Origin of the sequence: Rothia nasisuis (genome assembly GCF_928381405.1) — a bacterium.
Lineage (GTDB): Bacteria > Actinomycetota > Actinomycetes > Actinomycetales > Micrococcaceae > Rothia > Rothia nasisuis.
The window spans coordinates 111,942-128,698 of record NZ_CAKMSB010000002.1; the positions used below are offsets into that span (position 1 = coordinate 111,942).

Here is a 16,757-nt window from a genome sequence, read left to right on the forward strand (position 1 = left end):
CTAGTCGTTCCACCCTGCTACGTTTGATTCCCAGGCAAGGGACTCAGGGATGGCTGCCAGGTAGGAATCCATATTACGGCGGGTTTCGGTGATGGAGTCTCCGCCAAACTTTTCGAGGGCGGCTTCGGCCAGCACCAGGGCGACCATGGCTTCTGCAACGACGCCGGCTGCTGGCACCGCACATACATCTGAGCGCTGATGGTGGGCTCGGGCCACCTCACCGGTAGAGGTGTCGATGGTGGCCAAAGCCTTAGGTACGGTGGCGATAGGCTTCATGGCCGCGCGAACGCGGAGAAGGTCACCGATGGTCATGCCACCTTCAATGCCTCCTGCGCGGTTAGAGACGCGGTGTACCCCGTGTTCGCCGGGTACAATTTCGTCGTGGGCGCGGGTGCCGGGGCGCTTGGCGGTTTCAAAGCCGTCGCCAACTTCTACACCCTTGATGGCTTGAATACCCATGAGGGCCGCGGCTAAACGCGCGTCAAGGCGGCGGTCCCAGTGCACGTAGGAGCCAAGGCCCGGGGGCAGGCCGTAGGCCAGAACTTCAACCACACCGCCCAGGGTTTCACCGTCCTTGTGAGCCTTATCGACAGTAGCTACCATAGCTTCAGAGGTAGCTGCGTCGAAGCAGCGCAGGGGGTCAGCATCGAGGGCGGCTACATCGCGAGGGGTAGGACGCGGCGCGTCAATCGGCGCTGCCACCTCGGCAATAGCGGTGGTGTGGCTGACCAGCTCTACTCCTAGAGCCTTGAGGATCTGGGCCGCGACAACACCCAGGGCTACGCGGGTTGCGGTCTCGCGGGCACTGGCGCGTTCCAATACGGGGCGGGATTCGTCAAAGCCGTACTTCTGCATACCGGCAAAGTCGGCGTGGCCCGGGCGGGGGCGGGTCAGCGCCGCATTGCGGGCACGGTTCTCGATGAGAGCTGGATCTACGGGATCAGATGACATAACATCAACCCACTTGGGCCACTCCGTGTTGGCGATTTCAAGAGCAACGGGCCCGCCCTGGGTAAGACCGTGGCGCACGCCGCCAAGGATGCGGACGCGGTCCTCTTCAAACTTCATGCGGGCACCGCGGCCGTAACCGAGACGGCGGCGGGCCAGGGCATCGCGGACCATCTCACTGGTCAGTTCGACGCCTGCGGGTACACCTTCAATAATTCCGACCAGAGCTTCACCGTGTGATTCCCCGGCTGTGAGCCAACGCAGCATCTCTAACCTTCTTTGTTGTGCCGTTACTTTGTGGGTCTAGTGTTCTAAGATTGGCAAATCTGGGCGCTGATAGCAAACCTTGGCTTCACCATGCGAGAGATTTCGTATTAGCGGGTGAGCTTGGCGGGATCGCTCACGAGTTCGGGGGCAAAACCAGTTACAGCTAACCCGATAGCCTGGCGCATAGCGGCTAGAACCTCAGCCTGGTTCGGTAACCGCTCCTCCAGGGTGCGCCCGGTAAAGAGCTTAACCTGGTCGACGGCCTGGTACATGAGCATCTCTAGCCCACTGGTGACCGCCCCTCCTCGCTGTTGCCAGGCGCTGGCAAGCGGTGAGGGCCAGGGGTCATACGAGACATCAAGGAGCACTTTGGCCGGGTGCCGGGGAGCTCCCATCAGTAAGGCATCGGCTGCCCCGGAGGGTAGGGTGGATACGGTCACATCAAAGCTCTGGTAAAGCTGGCTGAAACTGGCGATATTGGCAAAGTTGATGTTCAGGCCCAGACGGGCCGCAGCATCCGATACGCCGAGGGCTCGTGCTGGGTCACGTACGAAGACCAGGACGTTTTCCGTGCCCAGGTAGGCTAAGGCAGCTAGTGCTGCTGTTGCGGTACCCCCGCCACCAATAATGGCTGCAGAACGGGGTGCTCCTTCCACTCCGGCCTGACGCAGGGCATTGACGATACCCGATACGTCCGTGTTGTGCCCGTAGGCTCGTCTATTCCCCTCGGCGTTCTTGCGCCAGAAGACGGTGTTGACCACTCCCACGGCCTGCGCGAAAGGGGTCAGCTCGTCTAGGTGTTCCATGACCACGGTCTTGAGCGGCATAGTGACCGAAAAACCGCAGGTGCCCGCATCTGGGCCAAGCTCGTCGAAAACGGCCGCTACCTGCTCCTCCGTAGTGTCACGCCGCTCATAGATGATGTGCTCATTGAGCTGCTGGTAGGCGGCCCGGTGCAGCAGGGGTGACTTGCTGTGCTTAATGGGGTGCCCCAAGACAAAAGCCTTGGGGCACGCAATCGGTTCACACGTCATTAGGAACAGACGCCTTCGTGAGTCTCACAGAACCTATCGTAGATCTCTACGTTCTGGAGGTGCTCTTCATAGGTCTCGGCAAAGAGGGTCTCACCGGTGAAAAGATCAACTGTCACCCAGAAGTAGTAATTATTCTTTTCTGGATCAGCTGCCGCCTTGATGGCTGCTGCACCGGGTGAACCAATGGGGCCAGCCGGTAGTCCCTTGTAGTAGAAGGTGTTGTATTTGTTGCTGGCGTCCTGCTTCTGCTCATTCGAGATATGGTAGCTCTGAATACCCAGACCGTAGGCTACAGTAGCGTCTGACTGCAAGAAGCCGCTGGTTTCACCGTCGGGATTATTCATACGATTTTCAATAGCACCAGCGATGGGTTTGTAGTCAGCCTCTCTACCCTCAAACTCCAGAATAGACGCGACTGTAATGACATGGAAGATACGGTCGTCACCGGTTACACCATCAGCCTCAAGCTGCTGCTTGGTGTTATCGACCATCATCTGCAGGATTTCCTTGGCACCTGCGTCCTTGGGGAATCTGTACTCACCCGGGTAGAGGAAGCCCTCTATCGTGGGGAACTGGGAGGGAATACCAAATTCCTCGGGGTTCTCCCCCAGAGACTTAAATTCTTGCACGCTAATACCGGTGCCGGTGGCCAAGGCCTCGAAGGTCTTGTCCATACGCCAGGTACGGTCAACGGCTACGTAGTTTGTGTTGGCATCGTCAAAGCGCAGGAGCTTGCTTAGGGCGGATGAGCTACTCATCTCTTCTTGGAGCTTGTATTCACCGGGTTGGAAGTACTGGCCGGGCGCGGTCTCACTGTAGACATCAAGGAAGCGGTCAGCGTTGGCAATGATGCCCTGCTCTTCGAGGGCAGCAGCGATGGAAATAGCTCCCTCGCCTTCCTTAACAACAAAGGTCACTTCAGTTCCGTTACCTTCACCGGCGTAATCTTTCCGCTCGAACCAGCCAAATTGAGGGGCTAGCACAGAGAGCACCAAGATGAGAGCCACGGTGAAAAGGATACCTGCGGAAATGAGGAAGTTACGTGAGCGGCGCTTTCGTTGCTCTCTCGGATCAGCTCTGGTGCCGTGTTCGTACTCAACTTCGGTAAAGAATCCACTCCCAGAGCCACCGTCCGCTGGCCCAAGAATACCGCTAAGATCTGTCTGCTGGTTTCTGGTGCGGCGAGGGCGGCGGCTAGAACTCGTGTTCTCAGACATGCGGGTTCTCCGTTTCGTCGTTGAAGGTCGGCTGGGCAGGGTTGGCGGTGTTCTTGGTATCTTCAACCAGGTAACCAGCTAGATGCTGCCCCGCTTTGAGGGTATCGACCGCATGCTGCAGGATATTGACCGCAGCAACCTGATCGACCATAGTTTTAAAGTCTCTGCTCGATACCCCTGCCTCATGTAGGGAGCGGTGAGCGCTCACCGTGGTGAGTCGCTCGTCCACCAACCACACGGGCAAGGGGGTACCATCATCGGCAAGTTCTTGAACCAGGGCCTCGGCGTAGTCACGAGCCATCACGGTTGAAGGGCTCTCTCCCCCACCCATGGTTCGAGGGAGCCCCACAAACACCTCGGTCACGTCGTTAACCTCGATAAGTTTACGGAGCACACGCCGATCTGAGTTCTTTTTCATATCGCGACGTAGGGTTTTGAGCGGGGTTGCGAGTATGCCGTCGGGGTCGCACAGGGCTAGGCCGACGCGAGCATTCCCCACGTCGACTCCCATGCGGCGGCCTCTGGTGAAGGTCACGGTGCTAGGCTCCCAGCTCGGAAATCGCGGAGCGAATTGCGGTAAAAGCTGCGTCAATTGCGGTGGGATCCTGCCCGCCGCCCTGGGCGACGTCGTCTTTACCGCCACCGCCACCGCCCAGTACACCTGCGGCGATGCGGACGAGAGCGCCCGCCTTCACACCCGCATCGCGAGCTGCCTGGTTGGTAGCTACCAGAATGACAGGGCGGCCGTTGTTTACACCGGCTACAGCCACGGTAGCGGCCTCTTCGCCCAGGCGGCCACGCAGGTCAAGGGCCAGTTCACGCACGGCATTGGCGTCCAGCTCGCCAGCGTTGTGTAGCAGAGTGCGTACGGAACCAACCGTCTGGGCTGACTCGGTCAGCTTACCGGCCTCCGCCTGTAGCTTTTCCTTGCGGAGCTTGGCCAGTTCTTTCTCAGCTTCCTTGAGCTTGGTCAGGGTCTGGTTAATCTTCTCGGGCAGTTCAGCCGAGGACTGAACCTTCATCAGACCGGTCAGCTGGTTGACCAGGGTGCGCTCAGCTGCCAGGTGGTTGAAGGAGTCTAAGCCCACCAGCGCTTCAACGCGGCGGTTGCCGGAGCCGACAGACTGCTCGGTGAGCAGGGTCAGCGAACCAATCTGGGCGGTTGAACTAACGTGAGTGCCGCCGCAGAGCTCGCGGGAGAACTCGCCGCCCATTTCGACCACGCGCACGGTATCGCCATACTTCTCGCCGAAGAGGCTCATGGCACCCAGCTTCTTAGCCTCGTCCAGGGGCATGGTGCGGGTGATGGTCTCGAAGTTGTCGCGAATTGCGGTGTTAGCAACTTCTTCGACCTCCTGCTTTGCCGAGTTTGAGAGACCCTCGCTCCAGGCGAAGTCGAAGCGTAGGTAGCCCTCCTTGTTGAAAGAGCCGCGCTGGGTTGCCTCATTGCCGAGTACTTGGTGGAGGGCAGCATGGATGATGTGGGTACCAGAGTGAGCCTTTTCGCCGTCGCGGCGGCGCTGAACGTCCACCTGGGCAATCACAGGAGCGCCAGCTACTGCCTCACCCTCACGCACCACAGCACGGTGTACAGAAAGACCTTTAACGGGTTGCTGTACGTCTGACACATCGATGGTGAAGCCGTTACCAGAAATCACTCCGGTGTCAGCGGCCTGGCCACCTGCCTCGGCGTAGAAAGGGGTCTTGTCAAGTACAACTTCGACCTTCTGACCAGCAGACGCTACCGGAACGCTCACACCGTCAATGAGAACGGCGCGCAGGGTGGTTTCGGTGCGCAGCTCATCATAACCGGTGAAGATAGAGCCGCGCTCATCAGCCATCTCTCGAAAGACAGAGAGGTCAGCCATTCCGCCCTTCTTGGCCTTGGCGTCGGCCTGGGCACGGTGGCGCTGCTCTTCCATGAGGGCGCGGAACTGGGCCTCATCAACCTTTACACCGGCTTCTTCTGCCATTTCTAGGGTCAGGTCAATGGGGAAGCCGTAGGTATCGTGTAGGGCAAAGGCATCTGCGCCAGAAACCTCACCCTTACCGGCTGCCTTGGCAGAGGCAACTGCCTCCTCAAGGCGGGAGGTACCGGACTCAATGGTCTTGAGGAAGGCCTTCTCTTCGGCGTAGGCAATACGGGAGATACGCTCAAAGTCTTCGGCGACCACAGGGTAGGCACCTGCCATAGCGTCACGCGAGGCCGGGAAGAGCACGGGCAGGCAGGGTTCAGTGACGCCCAAGAGGCGCATAGCGCGAATGGCGCGGCGCATAAGGCGTCGAAGAATATAGCCCCGGCCTTCATTGGAGGGAGTAACCCCGTCGGCAATCAGCATGAGTGAGGAGCGGACGTGGTCGGCAACCACGCGCATACGCACATCGTCCTCGTATCCCTCATCTGAGGCGTTCTCAGACCCGTGGTACTTCTTTCCTGAGAGCTGCGAGGCCGCATCAAGCACAGGGCGCACCTGGTCGGTTTCATAGAAGTTCTCAACGTTCTGCAGGAGCATGGCCAGGCGCTCTACGCCCAGGCCGGTGTCAATATTCTTTGTGGGAAGATCACCCAGAATCTCGAAGGAATCTTTGCCAGTGCCCTCACCACGCTGGTACTGCATAAAGACCAGGTTCCAGATTTCAATGTAGCGATCATCATCAGCCGCGGGGCCGCCCTCTTTACCATATTCGGGGCCGCGGTCGTAGAAAATCTCGGAATCGGGGCCTGCGGGGCCGGGTTGGCCGGTGGACCAGTAGTTTTCTGACATGCCCATCTTCTGGATCCGCTCGGCGGGGAACTTTACGTCATTAACCCAGATGTTGTAGGCCTCGTCGTCGCCCTCATACACAGTAACCCAAAGACGGTCGGGGTCAAGGCCGTAGCCGCCTTCCTCAAGGGACGAGGTCAGCAGCTCGTAGGCCCAGGGAATGACCTCCTTCTTGAAGTAATCACCAAAAGAGAAGTTACCGGCCATCTGAAAGAAGGTGCCGTGGCGGGCGGTCTTACCGACCTCGTCAATATCCAGGGTACGGATACATTTCTGTACGCTCACGGCGCGAGAAAAGGGGGGAGTTTCACGGCCTAGGAAGTAAGGAATAAAGGGCACCATGCCAGCGATAGTGAACATAGCACCGGGCTCATGAGAGACAAGAGAAGCCGAAGGTACCACGGTGTGCCCGCGCTTTTCGAAAAAGCTAATCCAGCGCTGTGAGATTTCCTGTGAAAGCATCGAGGAGTATCTTCCTTTGGTTTGGGTTTAAATCTGGGGGCCTGCTAGAGGCTAAAAGTTTTAGGCGAAGAAGTCTTTGCCGAGCTCTGCATCGCGGGCCAGACGCTTGCGAACCTCCGCTTCGCGGCCCTCACGGCTAACTGCTGAGGGCAGGGCATCGGAATCCATGACGCCGGTGGGCGAGTTATCGGGTGGTAGTTGCTGCCAGGTGTCTAAGGAGCCGGGGCGGACGTCCTGTGTCTGGGCATCAAAGCGGTTCTTAAGTTCGGCTTCTTTTTCGTCCATACCAGCCTTGACGGTGGCTGCAAACCCCAATGCCTTAAGGGCCGCATTCTTGAAGGGAGCCCCGTAGGTGGAATCGAAGAATCGAGCCATGGTACCGCCTTCGCTGGTGAACCGTTCAAGGGTGGTTTTGGTTTTAACTTCCACATCGGTGCGAGCGGGTTTCGCCACCCTGGTGCGGGTGGCCAGGAAGCCTGCTGCTGCTCCACCGGTGATGAGTAGAACGTTTTTGAGCAGACCCATTTAGAACTCCTCAGCGGCGCTGGCCTCAGCCTGGCTACGCGGTGGAACGGGTGAAGGCCCAGCCGCGTCACCCCTGACAGCCTTGCGAATGCCGTGCGAGAAAGCTGCGACTTTAATGAGGGGTTGCCCAACGGTCGAGGTGACCAGTGACGAGAGAGCTGACACATTAGCTGAGGCATCTGAGACGTTGGAGGTAATGCTGTCAACCTTCTCAATCTGCGCATTGGTAGAGGTCACTGTCTTGGTGACTTCGCCGATAAGCGGGGCCGTCTCGTCGTTCAGCGATTTGATGGTGGTCGTGAGTTCGTCAAAGACCCTGCCCAGCTTGATGATGGGTAGAGCCAACAGGGCAACGAGTACGGCAAAGACCCCTGCGGCAATAAGACCTGCGATGTCTGCTCCACTCATGGGGCACCTGCTTTCTGGTAGGCATCGTCTACCCTTAAGAACACGATTTGGTAACAATCTTACTTGACGTATGGGGATGCACGGAATTTTTTGCACATTTTGCCCGGTCGAACCTATCACATCTGAGCCTGTCACTGCGTTTACCTAACCCAGCCGCACCGGTAGTCTGTGCCCCCATCTTCTTGCGGTGGCACAGCAAAAATGACACCGACTGAGGAGAGCCTTAAAGGGGCCAGCCCGCACCTTCTCCCCGGAACAGGGTGGGTGCGGGCTGGCTAATGCTCGGCGTGATTAGGCCAGGCGTGAGTAGTATTCAACCACGAGCTGCTCTTCGCAAGTGACGGGAATTTCTTCACGCTTGGGCGCGCGCTCAAGCTTAGCGTGGAGCTTCTCAATCTCTACATTCAGGTAAGCGGGGGTGTCGGGCAGGACGTCCTGGTGCGCACCGGTGGCTGCAACCTGGAAGGGCGCCATCTTCTCGCTCTTGGGGTGAACGTGGATGAGCTGGCCGGGCTTGACGCGGAAGGAGGGGCGGTCAACGCGGATGCCGTCTACCATGATGTGGCGGTGAACGACGAGCTGACGAGCCTGCGCGATGGTGCGAGCGAAACCTGAGCGCAAGACGAGGGCGTCCAGGCGGGTTTCGAGAATCTCGACCAGGTTCTTACCGGTCTGGCCTTCGATGCGCTTAGCTTCGAGGTAGGCGCGGCGCATCTGTGCTTCACGGATGTTGTACTGTGCGCGCAGACGCTGCTTTTCACGCAGCTGAACAGCGTAGTTTGAGTCTGCCTTCTTGCGGCTACGGCCGTGCTGGCCGGGGCCGTAGGGACGGCGCTCGAGGTACTTTTCAGCCTTGGGGGTCAGCGCGATGCCGAGGGCACGTGACTGACGCACGGTACGGCGGGTACGGTTGTGGTTTGCCACAGTTCGTATTCCTTTTCTTTAGCGGTTGGCACGGCTCGTAACGCATAAACGGTGGTGTGCTGAGCTTTCCTCTCACGCGCGGTGAGGGGTGCCATTCTTCTGGTGGTCTGGCCTCCGTATGTGCCACCCACGGATTTGGGTGGTGGAGAGTATAGAGCAGCCGCACTCTTGGTACTACGAGCTACCCGGTGATCGATTGCCCTTTCCCTGCCCCAGGTCAGAACGCACGGGCACAGGCGGGTCACTGCGTTTTGGGTAGTCTGCCAGCCAAGTTAATAGTGTACAGCCCCGAGCACGTGAAGTCTGTAGCGAATATGGCGGCTTGATGTGGGTTTGTGCACATCAGGAATCTGCTGCTCTAGTGCGTCCTGGTATGTAGCAGGGACTTTATGCGGGCAAGGCGCTCCCCTAATTCCCGCTCCCCACCGAAGGCTGTGGGTTGAAAGTAGGTCTTACCCACCAGTCCCTCAGGTGCGTATACCTGCTGGGCCACCCCGTTCTTTTCATGGTGAGGGTAAACATAGCCCTTGCCGTGCCCCAAGCCACTCGCACCTGGGTAGTGAGCATCACGCAGATGTAGGGGAACCGGCCCTGCCAAACCTGCACGGACGTCCGCCAGGGCTCCATCAATAGCCTTGTACACGGCATTAGATTTTGGTGCCGTGGCGAGGTGCACCGTCGCCTGCGCCAGATTAAGCCGGGCCTCCGGTAGGCCCACCAGCTGCACTGCCTGCGCAGCATTTACCGCAGCTGTCAGAGCGGTGGGGTCGGCCATACCGATATCCTCACTAGCATGTACAACTAGGCGGCGGGCAATAAACCGTGGATCCTCCCCCGCTTCGATCATGCGCGCCAGGTAATGCAAGGCCGCATCGACATCAGAACCACGAATTGACTTGATAAAGGCACTGATAACGTCATAGTGTTGATCGCCCTTCTTGTCGTAGCGAACCACCGACTGGGTCAGCGCCTGCTGGGCGTGTTCCTGTGTGACGGTCACCGGGTGCTCAGCGGAAAAGACGGTACCGGCACCTGTGGCCTCTCCAAAAGCCACAGCTGCAGCCGCCTCCAAAGACGTGAGAGCCTTGCGGGCATCTCCCGCAGCTAGCTTCACCAGGTGCTCCTGAGCGTCGGCTTCTAGTTTTACCTGACCGGCCAGACCTCGTGAATCAGTAACCGCCCTGTCAAGTAGTTCTTCAATATCGGCATCGGTCAGCCCCTGGAGTGTGAGCAGAATCGAGCGTGACAGTAACGGAGAGATTACGGAAAAGGAGGGATTCTCGGTTGTTGCTGCCACCAAAACCACCCACCGGTTCTCGACCCCCGGCAAAAGGGCATCCTGCTGGGCCTTGGTAAACCGGTGAATCTCATCAAGAAACAGCACCGTGGTCAGTCCGCGAAAGTCGCGATCTTCAAGGGCCTGTTCCATGACCGCACGAACGTCCTTGACCCCGGCTGTGATGGCTGAAAGCTCCACGAACTTCCGCCCCGTACCCTGAGCAATCACGTTCGCAAGGGTGGTTTTGCCTGTTCCAGGAGGGCCCCAGAGAATCACCGAACTCGGCCCGGCAGGGCCACCGCCCTCACCTGCTAACACACGTAGCGGTGATCCCAGACCCAGCAGGTGTTTCTGCCCCACCACCTCGTCCAAAGACCGCGGCCGCATACGTACTGCAAGAGGGGCACGTTCCCGGGTGCGCTTGATGTGATGAGATTCCTGCTCAGGCTGGCTGTCATCAAAGAAGAAAAGTGAGGGTTCCATGGCGACCTCTCAGGTGTCGGTAGGTAGTGGGGCTAGAGGGCGTCGGTGTCAAGAATCAGAGTCACCGGGCCATCATTGACCAGACTGACCTGCATGTATGCGCCGAACCGGCCAGTTTCGACTCTGACGCCCGCATCTCGCAGGGCCTGCACATAGTCGTTAAAGAGTGGTTCGCTCACCGGTCCGGGAGCTGCCGCAGACCAGGACGGACGCCGCCCCTTCTTCGCATCTCCATAGAGGGTAAATTGGCTGACGGCCAGCACGGGGGCAGCGGCGTCCACCACAGACCGTTCCCCCTCCAGCAGGCGCAGGTTGGCTGTTTTCTCAGCCAGTTTAGTCACTTGAGCGGGGCCGTCCTCGTGGGTTATGCCGACCAGGACCAGCAGGCCGGGCCGGTCAATTGCCCCTACCGTTTGGCCCTCTACGGTAACGGTTGCTGAGGTAACCCGTTGAAGAACTGCGCGCATGGGTGCTCCTATATATGTAGGGGGCTGACGGTTCTAGCCTATCAACTGCCCTAGAAAAGACCAGAAAAACCAGAAATACCCACCTAGTTCGTGGGTATTTCTGGTTTAGATGGTACCTACCGGGAAGGGATGCTTACTTCTCGCCGTCCTTCTTGGGCTTGAAGTCCACACCGGCTTCCTTACGCTGCTGGGCAGTGATGGGGGCAGGGGCCGCAGTCAGCGGATCGTAGCCACCACCGGTCTTGGGGAAGGCAATGACGTCACGGATGGAGTCGGTGCCGCCGATCAGCTGCAGAACACGGTCCCAGCCGAAGGCGATACCGCCCATAGGGGGCGCACCGAAGCTGAAAGCCTCCAGTAAGAAGCCGAACTTCTCCTGGGCCTCTTCTTCGGTAATACCCATGACCTTGAAGACTCGTTCCTGTACGTCGCGCTGGTGGATACGAATTGAACCGCCACCAATTTCGTTACCGTTGCAGACAATATCGTAGGCGTAGGCCAGGGCCTCGCCGGGGTTCTTGTCGAAGGAATCCAGGAAGTCAGGCTTGGGCGAGGTGAAGGCGTGGTGCACGGCCGTCCAAGCGGAGTGGCCCAGGGCGACGTCGCCGGAGGCGGTCGCGTCAGCGGCAGACTCAAACATGGGGGCGTCCACAACCCAGACGAAGGACCAGTCGCCGTCCTTAATCAGACCGGTGCGGTGACCAATCTCAACGCGGGCTGCACCCAGCAGGGCGCGGGAGGCCTTGGCTTCACCGGCTGCAAAGAAGATGCAGTCGCCGGGCTTGGCGCCAGTAGCTGCCGCCAGGCCCTCGCGTTCAGCGTCGGTGATGTTCTTAGCAACGGGGCCGGTCAGCTCACCGTCCTCCTGAATCAGCACGTAGGCTAGACCCTTAGCGCCTCGTTGCTTGGCCCATTCTTGCCAGGCATCCAGGGTGCGGCGGGCCTGGGATGCACCGCCGGGCATCACAACAGCACCCACATAGGGAGCCTTGAATACGCGGAAGGTGGTGTCTTTAAAGTAGTCGGTCAGCTCGGTGAGCTCCAGATCGAAGCGCAGGTCGGGTTTGTCCGAACCGTACTTCTCCATGGCCTCCCTGTATGTAATGCGTTCAATGGGGCGGGGAACCTTAACATCAATTAGAGCCCACACGGCCTCAACGATCCGCTCTCCAAGGTCGATGATGTCTTCCTGATCAACGAAAGAGGCCTCGATGTCGAGCTGGGTGAACTCGGGCTGACGGTCGGCACGGAAGTCCTCGTCGCGGTAGCAACGAGCAAGCTGGTAGTATTTCTCAATGCCGCCCACCTGTAGCAACTGCTTGAAGAGCTGGGGGGATTGGGGCAGAGCGTACCAGGAGCCAGGTGCCAGGCGTGCGGGAACCAGGAAGTCCCGAGCACCTTCGGGGGTAGAGCGGGTGAGAGTAGGAGTTTCAACTTCTGTAAAGCTCTGGCTGTGCAGCACCTCGCGGGCAGCCCGGTTAGCCTCGGAGCGCAGGCGCATCAGGCGGGCCGGTTCTGGGCGGCGCAAATCCAGGTAGCGGTATTTGAGGCGGGCTTCTTCACCGACTTCAACATGCTCATCAATTTGGAAGGGTAGGGGCACTGAGGTATTCAGCACCGTGGTTTCCTTGACCATAACCTCAACCTCACCGGTGGTTAGATTGGGGTTTTCGTTGCCCTCGGGGCGGCGAGTGACCTCACCAACAACCTGCAATACGTACTCATTGCGCAGGTGCTCAAAATCAGCTTCGTTATGGAAAACAACCTGGGTGACGCCTTCGCGGTCACGTAGGTCAACGAAAGCAACGCCACCGTGGTCGCGGCGCCGGGCTACCCAGCCTGCGAGGGTGACAGTTTCTCCGATGTTTTTGGCGGTGAGTTCACCAAGGGTATGAGTGCGTAGCACTGGTTTCCTTTCGATGGGGCACGGTGCCCGCTAGGCACCGTCAGTCAATCTGTTCCCGATTTTACCCTGCGCCGGGGGCAGTATCGCGGGAGGGACTCTGTGAATTAGAGGGCAGAGCGCCGGTGCGACCACCCGCAAGTCAGGCTAGTTAACGCCAGTAGGTAGCACACGCACGTGCAAATCTTCTGCCGGTGGCTCCCAGTTGGCAGGATTAGCGGCCACCTGTTCGCCGGAGCGGATGTCTTTGACTTCATGGGCCATCTTGCCTCCCTCACCCGCCGAGGTGAACCAGACAAAGGGGATTCCCCGTTTTTCGGCGTACTTAATCTGCTTGCCAAACTTGGTGGCGGTTGCTGATACCTCGCAGGCAATACCGCGGGCGCGCAGGGCGTCGGCAACGTCCTGGGCGCCGGACCAGGCCTCGTCGTTGGTCAGGGCAATCAGGACGGCGGTGGGCACCTTGCGGGTTGCCTCGGCAAACCTCTGGGAAAGGATGCGGGCCACCAGACGAGTCACACCTATGGAGAGGCCCACACCGGGGTAGGTTTTCTTACCGTTGGAGGCCAACGACTCGTAGCGGCCACCGGAGCAGATAGAACCCAGCTGCTCGTGCCCCACCAGCACGGTTTCATACACGGTGCCGGTGTAGTAGTCGAGACCGCGAGCAATAGAAAGGTCTGCAACAACCTTGCCGGGGGCCCGCTTGGCAGCTTCACCGATGACCTCGGTCAGTTCGTTTAAGCCTTCATCGAGCAGTTCGTGGGTGACGCCCAGGGCACGCACCTGGTCGGCAAAAGAAACATCTTCAGCGCGGATAGATGCCAGGGCTAGGGCAGCAGCAGCCTGCTCATCGGTAGCGCCAACTTCATCTTTCAGAAGCTGGGCGACAGCGTCTGCCCCAATCTTCTCAAGCTTGTCGATGTTGCGCAGAACCCCCGCAGTGTCACTCAGGCCCAGACCCAGGTAGAACCCCTCAGAGAGCTTGCGGTTATTGACGCGCAGTTTGAAATCAGGGATGGGCAGCTGGGAGAGCGCATCAACCATGACAAGAGCCAGCTCCACATCGTAGCGGAAGGGCAGGGAGCCGTCGCCGACCACGTCCACGTCAGCCTGGGTGAACTCTCGGGCTCGACCCTCCTGGGGGCGCTCCCCGCGCCAGACTTTCTGAACCTGGTAGCGCATAAAGGGAAAAGAAAGATAGCCTGCGTTCTCTACCACATAGCGGGCAAAGGGCACGGTGAGATCAAAATGCAGAGCCAGTTTTTCTTTCGAACCGCCACGGCCCTCATTGGTATCATCCATCAGTCGCGAAACAGCGTAAACCTCTTTATCAATCTCGCCTTTGCGGAGTAGCTGCTCAATGGTCTCTACCGAGCGGGTTTCAATTGACGAAAAACCGTGCAACTCAAAGGTGCGGCGCAGGGTATCAAGAACAAAATTCTCAACCAGACGCTCCTCAGGCAGGTACTCCGGAAAACCAGATAGAGATTGTTTGCGAGCCATATGCTCCCCTTTGAATGTCGATTTTATGTGGTGCTCCCATGCCCACGCGCACAAAGCATAGTGCCTAAGCACAGCCCTCTCAATTCTAGACCCTTACCCAGGTGCGCTGGTAATTGGCACCCCAAAAGCACTTTTCGCGCTATGCTAGTGAGTGCACCACCTGTGCCCGATAGATTATTGCCCGCTCGCTAGCGGCAACCGGCCCTATTGACCTCGCCCAGCTGGTGCGCTTTTCATTCCCTAAGGGGCCGCTCAGGCCCACCCGATGCGAAAAGAGTTATAGCGGTGACCACACAATCCGACGACACCACCATTAACGTAGATCTCGATAAGGCCCGTAAGTTTGGGCGCGTAGATGAAGACGGCCACGTCTTTGTGATTGTTGACGGTGAAGAATACGCAGTAGGCCAGGTGCCCGGTGCCAGCGCCGATGAGGCCCTCGCTTACTTTGCCCGTAAGTTTGAAAACGTTGAAACTCAGGTAGCCTTGCTTGAAGAACGTGTTGCCCACAAGGCCAAGGCGGCTGACCTACAGAAGGCGGCAGCTCACCTGGGGCAGCAGGTGGCGGTACGCAATATGGTAGGTGACTATGCATCACTGCAAGAACGCCTCGTTGCGCTAGTTGGCAAAATCAACGAACGAGAAGAAGCCGAGAAAGTAGAGAGCGCTGAGGCCCGCGAAGCCGCCCTGGCAGCCCGCGAGGCTATCGTTGCTGAGGCTGAGAAGATTGTCGCGCAGAGCGATTCAGAGATTCACTGGAAGAACTCCCATGCCCGCATGAACCAGCTGTTCGAAGAGTGGAAGCGCACTCAGAAGGAGCACCACCTTGCTAAGAGCGTTGAAGACGAGCTGTGGAAGCGCTTCCGTGCCGCCCGCACCAGCTTCGACCGCCGCCGTCGAGCCCACTTCTCACAGCTTGATGAGACCAACGCTAAAGCAAAGCGAGTCAAGGAGGCCCTAATTGCGGAGGCCGAAGCTCTGCAGAACTCAACAGACTGGGCTGCTACCGCCGCCAAGTACCGTGATCTGATGGACCGTTGGAAGAAGGCCCCCCGCGGCACCCGCAAAGAAGATGATGCTCTGTGGGCCCGCTTTCGTGCTGCCCAGGACGTCTTCTTCGATGCCCGCACCGCCGTCAACGCCCAGCTCGATAAGGAGTTCGAGGCCAACCTAGCCGCAAAAGAAACCCTGCTTGAAGAGGCGCGCGGCATTCTGCCCGTCACCGATATCACCTCCGCTAAGAAGGCTCTGGAGAGCGTTCTGGATCGTTGGGAAGAAATCGGACGGGTGCCTCGCAACTCTGTGCGTCGTGTTGAGCAAGAGCTACGTAAGGTTCAGGACGAGATCCACCGCGCTGAGAACGCCAAGTGGCAAAAGACAGACCCTGAAAAGCAGGCCCGAGCCAACTCCATGCTGACCCAGCTCGAAGAGACAATCGCGGGTCTAGAAGCTGATCTGGCTCAGGCTGAAGCGACCGGTAACGCCCAGAAAATCAAGAAGGCCACCGAGGCACTTGAGGCTCGTAAGCAGTGGTTGGAGACTCTCAAGGCTTCATCTGCTGAATTGGGCGCCTAAGTCTTTATGACGGTTCTATGACAGTAAACCCCCGTTAATTTGCCGGTTAACGGGGGTTTGCTGTGGATAACCCTGACTTATCCACAGGTTGAGTGAGCTCTGCACCGTAGCAGGATGGTTTTTTGGTACAACAGAGCCATGACTACTCACAACCCACTCTCCGTTCTCTCAGACCTACCGCTCCCGTTGGCACCTCCAGATCCCGTTGGCCGATCCGCCCCTCACTCTGCCGGAGGCACCGGCGCGCTTGAAGCTTCTGCCGTTGATCTTCACCCCGGTAGCGGCCTGAATGCAGGTGATAGCTCAGAGCTACTGGGGCGGCCGCCAGAACCCGAGCAAAGTCATCAGGACGCATCCGCCCACCTACCGGTTCGCCTTCAGGACTCCCTTTTCACGGCACACAAGGTTGGCTTGACCGGGCAGGCTTGGCGTTCTTACATACGGGATCAGGCCTTGGTGCCCATGATGATGGGGGTGTATCGGGAGGAGAAAGTACCAGATAGCCCTCTGCTTCGGGCCTTCTGCCTCGCGGAGCTCACACCGCCTGACTACCTTTACCGCATCAGATTCTCACGTAAAACAGCTGCCTGGGTGCTGGGGTATATCAGCGATCCTCCAGATCACAGGCTTGATGTTGACTACGACAAAACCAATCGGACCAACCTGCCCCGGGCCTATCGGGCTCGTTTTGCCACTCACCAGTCGAGCTTCTACCCCTTTGACAGCGCTGCGCTTGGGCCTATTACCGTAACGACCCCTCTCCGTACCGCTCTTGATTTGCTTCTTTACTATGAGGACGTTGAAGCAATCCAGGCCGTTCGAAGCATACTGCTGGGGACCGCCAACAGCGTCACCCCTGAGATATTTAGGGCTTACGCTACCCACACGAACAACCTTCCGAGTCACATACATGACCGCGCTATGTACCTGGCGCAGGAGGCTGAGCTCACGTTAAGTGAGCGAGGTGCCCGTAGGGGGTAAGGCCCAATCTGTT

Annotated in this window: 14 protein-coding genes; 2 read left to right on the forward strand and 12 right to left on the reverse strand. The window is 58.6% G+C overall.

Features of this window, described 5'->3' with window-relative positions:
- The 12 genes from aroC to hisS form a co-directional block, all read right to left on the reverse strand.
- Positions 1-1,215, reverse strand: a complete 1,215-nt coding sequence (aroC, locus tag L6966_RS02005; RefSeq protein ID WP_083091086.1) for a chorismate synthase — start codon at positions 1,213-1,215, stop codon at positions 1-3.
- Between the two features lie 107 nt (positions 1,216-1,322).
- Positions 1,323-2,249 carry a shikimate dehydrogenase gene (locus L6966_RS02010; RefSeq protein ID WP_083091087.1) on the reverse strand — a complete coding sequence of 309 codons (927 nt, stop codon included), beginning with the start codon at positions 2,247-2,249 and terminating at the stop codon, positions 1,323-1,325.
- Positions 2,249-3,466: an endolytic transglycosylase MltG gene (gene mltG / locus L6966_RS02015; protein ID WP_083091088.1), complete on the reverse strand. Its 1,218-nt coding sequence runs from the start codon at positions 3,464-3,466 to the stop codon at positions 2,249-2,251. Before mltG ends, L6966_RS02010 begins: the two co-directional genes overlap by 1 nt.
- Positions 3,459-3,977, reverse strand: a complete 519-nt coding sequence (ruvX, locus tag L6966_RS02020) for a Holliday junction resolvase RuvX (RefSeq protein WP_083091345.1) — start codon at positions 3,975-3,977, stop codon at positions 3,459-3,461. The genes mltG and ruvX overlap by 8 nt, the downstream gene beginning before the upstream one ends.
- Positions 3,978-4,005: 28 nt before the next feature.
- Positions 4,006-6,693: an alanine--tRNA ligase gene (alaS, locus tag L6966_RS02025; RefSeq protein ID WP_237232790.1), complete on the reverse strand. Its 2,688-nt coding sequence runs from the start codon at positions 6,691-6,693 to the stop codon at positions 4,006-4,008.
- A gap of 60 nt (positions 6,694-6,753) precedes the next feature.
- Entirely contained in the window at positions 6,754-7,218 is a 465-nt protein-coding gene (locus L6966_RS02030) for a hypothetical protein (protein ID WP_083091090.1), read from the reverse strand.
- Entirely contained in the window at positions 7,219-7,626 is a 408-nt protein-coding gene (locus L6966_RS02035; protein WP_083091091.1) for a DUF948 domain-containing protein, read from the reverse strand.
- A 291-nt stretch (positions 7,627-7,917) separates the two neighbouring features.
- The gene (gene rpsD, locus L6966_RS02040) at positions 7,918-8,550 is read right to left on the reverse strand and encodes a 30S ribosomal protein S4 (protein WP_083091092.1); all 633 of its coding nucleotides are present in this window, start codon (positions 8,548-8,550) and stop codon (positions 7,918-7,920) included.
- Positions 8,551-8,908: 358 nt separating this feature from the next.
- Positions 8,909-10,312, reverse strand: coding sequence for a replication-associated recombination protein A (locus L6966_RS02045; RefSeq protein WP_083091093.1), 1,404 nt, complete (start codon positions 10,310-10,312; stop codon positions 8,909-8,911).
- A gap of 32 nt (positions 10,313-10,344) precedes the next feature.
- On the reverse strand, positions 10,345-10,779 hold the full coding sequence (dtd, locus tag L6966_RS02050; RefSeq protein ID WP_083091094.1) for a D-aminoacyl-tRNA deacylase: 435 nt from the start codon (positions 10,777-10,779) through the stop codon (positions 10,345-10,347).
- Between the two features lie 133 nt (positions 10,780-10,912).
- Positions 10,913-12,685 (reverse strand): aspartate--tRNA ligase, encoded by a 1,773-nt coding sequence (gene aspS, locus L6966_RS02055; protein WP_083091095.1) that lies wholly within the window; start codon positions 12,683-12,685, stop codon positions 10,913-10,915.
- Positions 12,686-12,829: 144 nt separating this feature from the next.
- Positions 12,830-14,188 carry a histidine--tRNA ligase gene (gene hisS, locus L6966_RS02060; protein ID WP_237232791.1) on the reverse strand — a complete coding sequence of 453 codons (1,359 nt, stop codon included), beginning with the start codon at positions 14,186-14,188 and terminating at the stop codon, positions 12,830-12,832.
- A gap of 285 nt (positions 14,189-14,473) precedes the next feature.
- On the opposite strand from hisS, the gene L6966_RS02065 reads away from it, so the two are divergent.
- Both L6966_RS02065 and L6966_RS02070 read left to right on the forward strand, forming a co-directional pair.
- On the forward strand, positions 14,474-15,763 hold the full coding sequence (locus tag L6966_RS02065) for a DUF349 domain-containing protein (protein WP_083091097.1): 1,290 nt from the start codon (positions 14,474-14,476) through the stop codon (positions 15,761-15,763).
- A 138-nt stretch (positions 15,764-15,901) separates the two neighbouring features.
- Positions 15,902-16,744 (forward strand): type IV toxin-antitoxin system AbiEi family antitoxin, encoded by an 843-nt coding sequence (locus L6966_RS02070; RefSeq protein WP_180377808.1) that lies wholly within the window; start codon positions 15,902-15,904, stop codon positions 16,742-16,744.
- Positions 16,745-16,757: the final 13 nt, after the last annotated feature.

Bases quoted from the DNA above. Each gene is read 5' to 3' on its own strand.
- aroC (WP_083091086.1), bottom strand. From the start codon at position 1,215: ATGCTGCGTTGGCTCACAGCCGGGGAATCACACGGTGAAGCTCTGGTC.
- L6966_RS02010 (WP_083091087.1), bottom strand. From the start codon at position 2,249: ATGACGTGTGAACCGATTGCGTGCCCCAAGGCTTTTGTCTTGGGGCAC.
- mltG (WP_083091088.1), bottom strand. From the start codon at position 3,466: ATGTCTGAGAACACGAGTTCTAGCCGCCGCCCTCGCCGCACCAGAAAC.
- ruvX (WP_083091345.1), bottom strand. From the start codon at position 3,977: ATGGGAGTCGACGTGGGGAATGCTCGCGTCGGCCTAGCCCTGTGCGAC.
- alaS (WP_237232790.1), bottom strand. From the start codon at position 6,693: ATGCTTTCACAGGAAATCTCACAGCGCTGGATTAGCTTTTTCGAAAAG.
- L6966_RS02030 (WP_083091090.1), bottom strand. From the start codon at position 7,218: ATGGGTCTGCTCAAAAACGTTCTACTCATCACCGGTGGAGCAGCAGCA.
- L6966_RS02035 (WP_083091091.1), bottom strand. From the start codon at position 7,626: ATGAGTGGAGCAGACATCGCAGGTCTTATTGCCGCAGGGGTCTTTGCC.
- L6966_RS02045 (WP_083091093.1), bottom strand. From the start codon at position 10,312: ATGGAACCCTCACTTTTCTTCTTTGATGACAGCCAGCCTGAGCAGGAA.
- dtd (WP_083091094.1), bottom strand. From the start codon at position 10,779: ATGCGCGCAGTTCTTCAACGGGTTACCTCAGCAACCGTTACCGTAGAG.
- hisS (WP_237232791.1), bottom strand. From the start codon at position 14,188: ATGGCTCGCAAACAATCTCTATCTGGTTTTCCGGAGTACCTGCCTGAG.
- L6966_RS02070 (WP_180377808.1), top strand. From the start codon at position 15,902: ATGACTACTCACAACCCACTCTCCGTTCTCTCAGACCTACCGCTCCCG.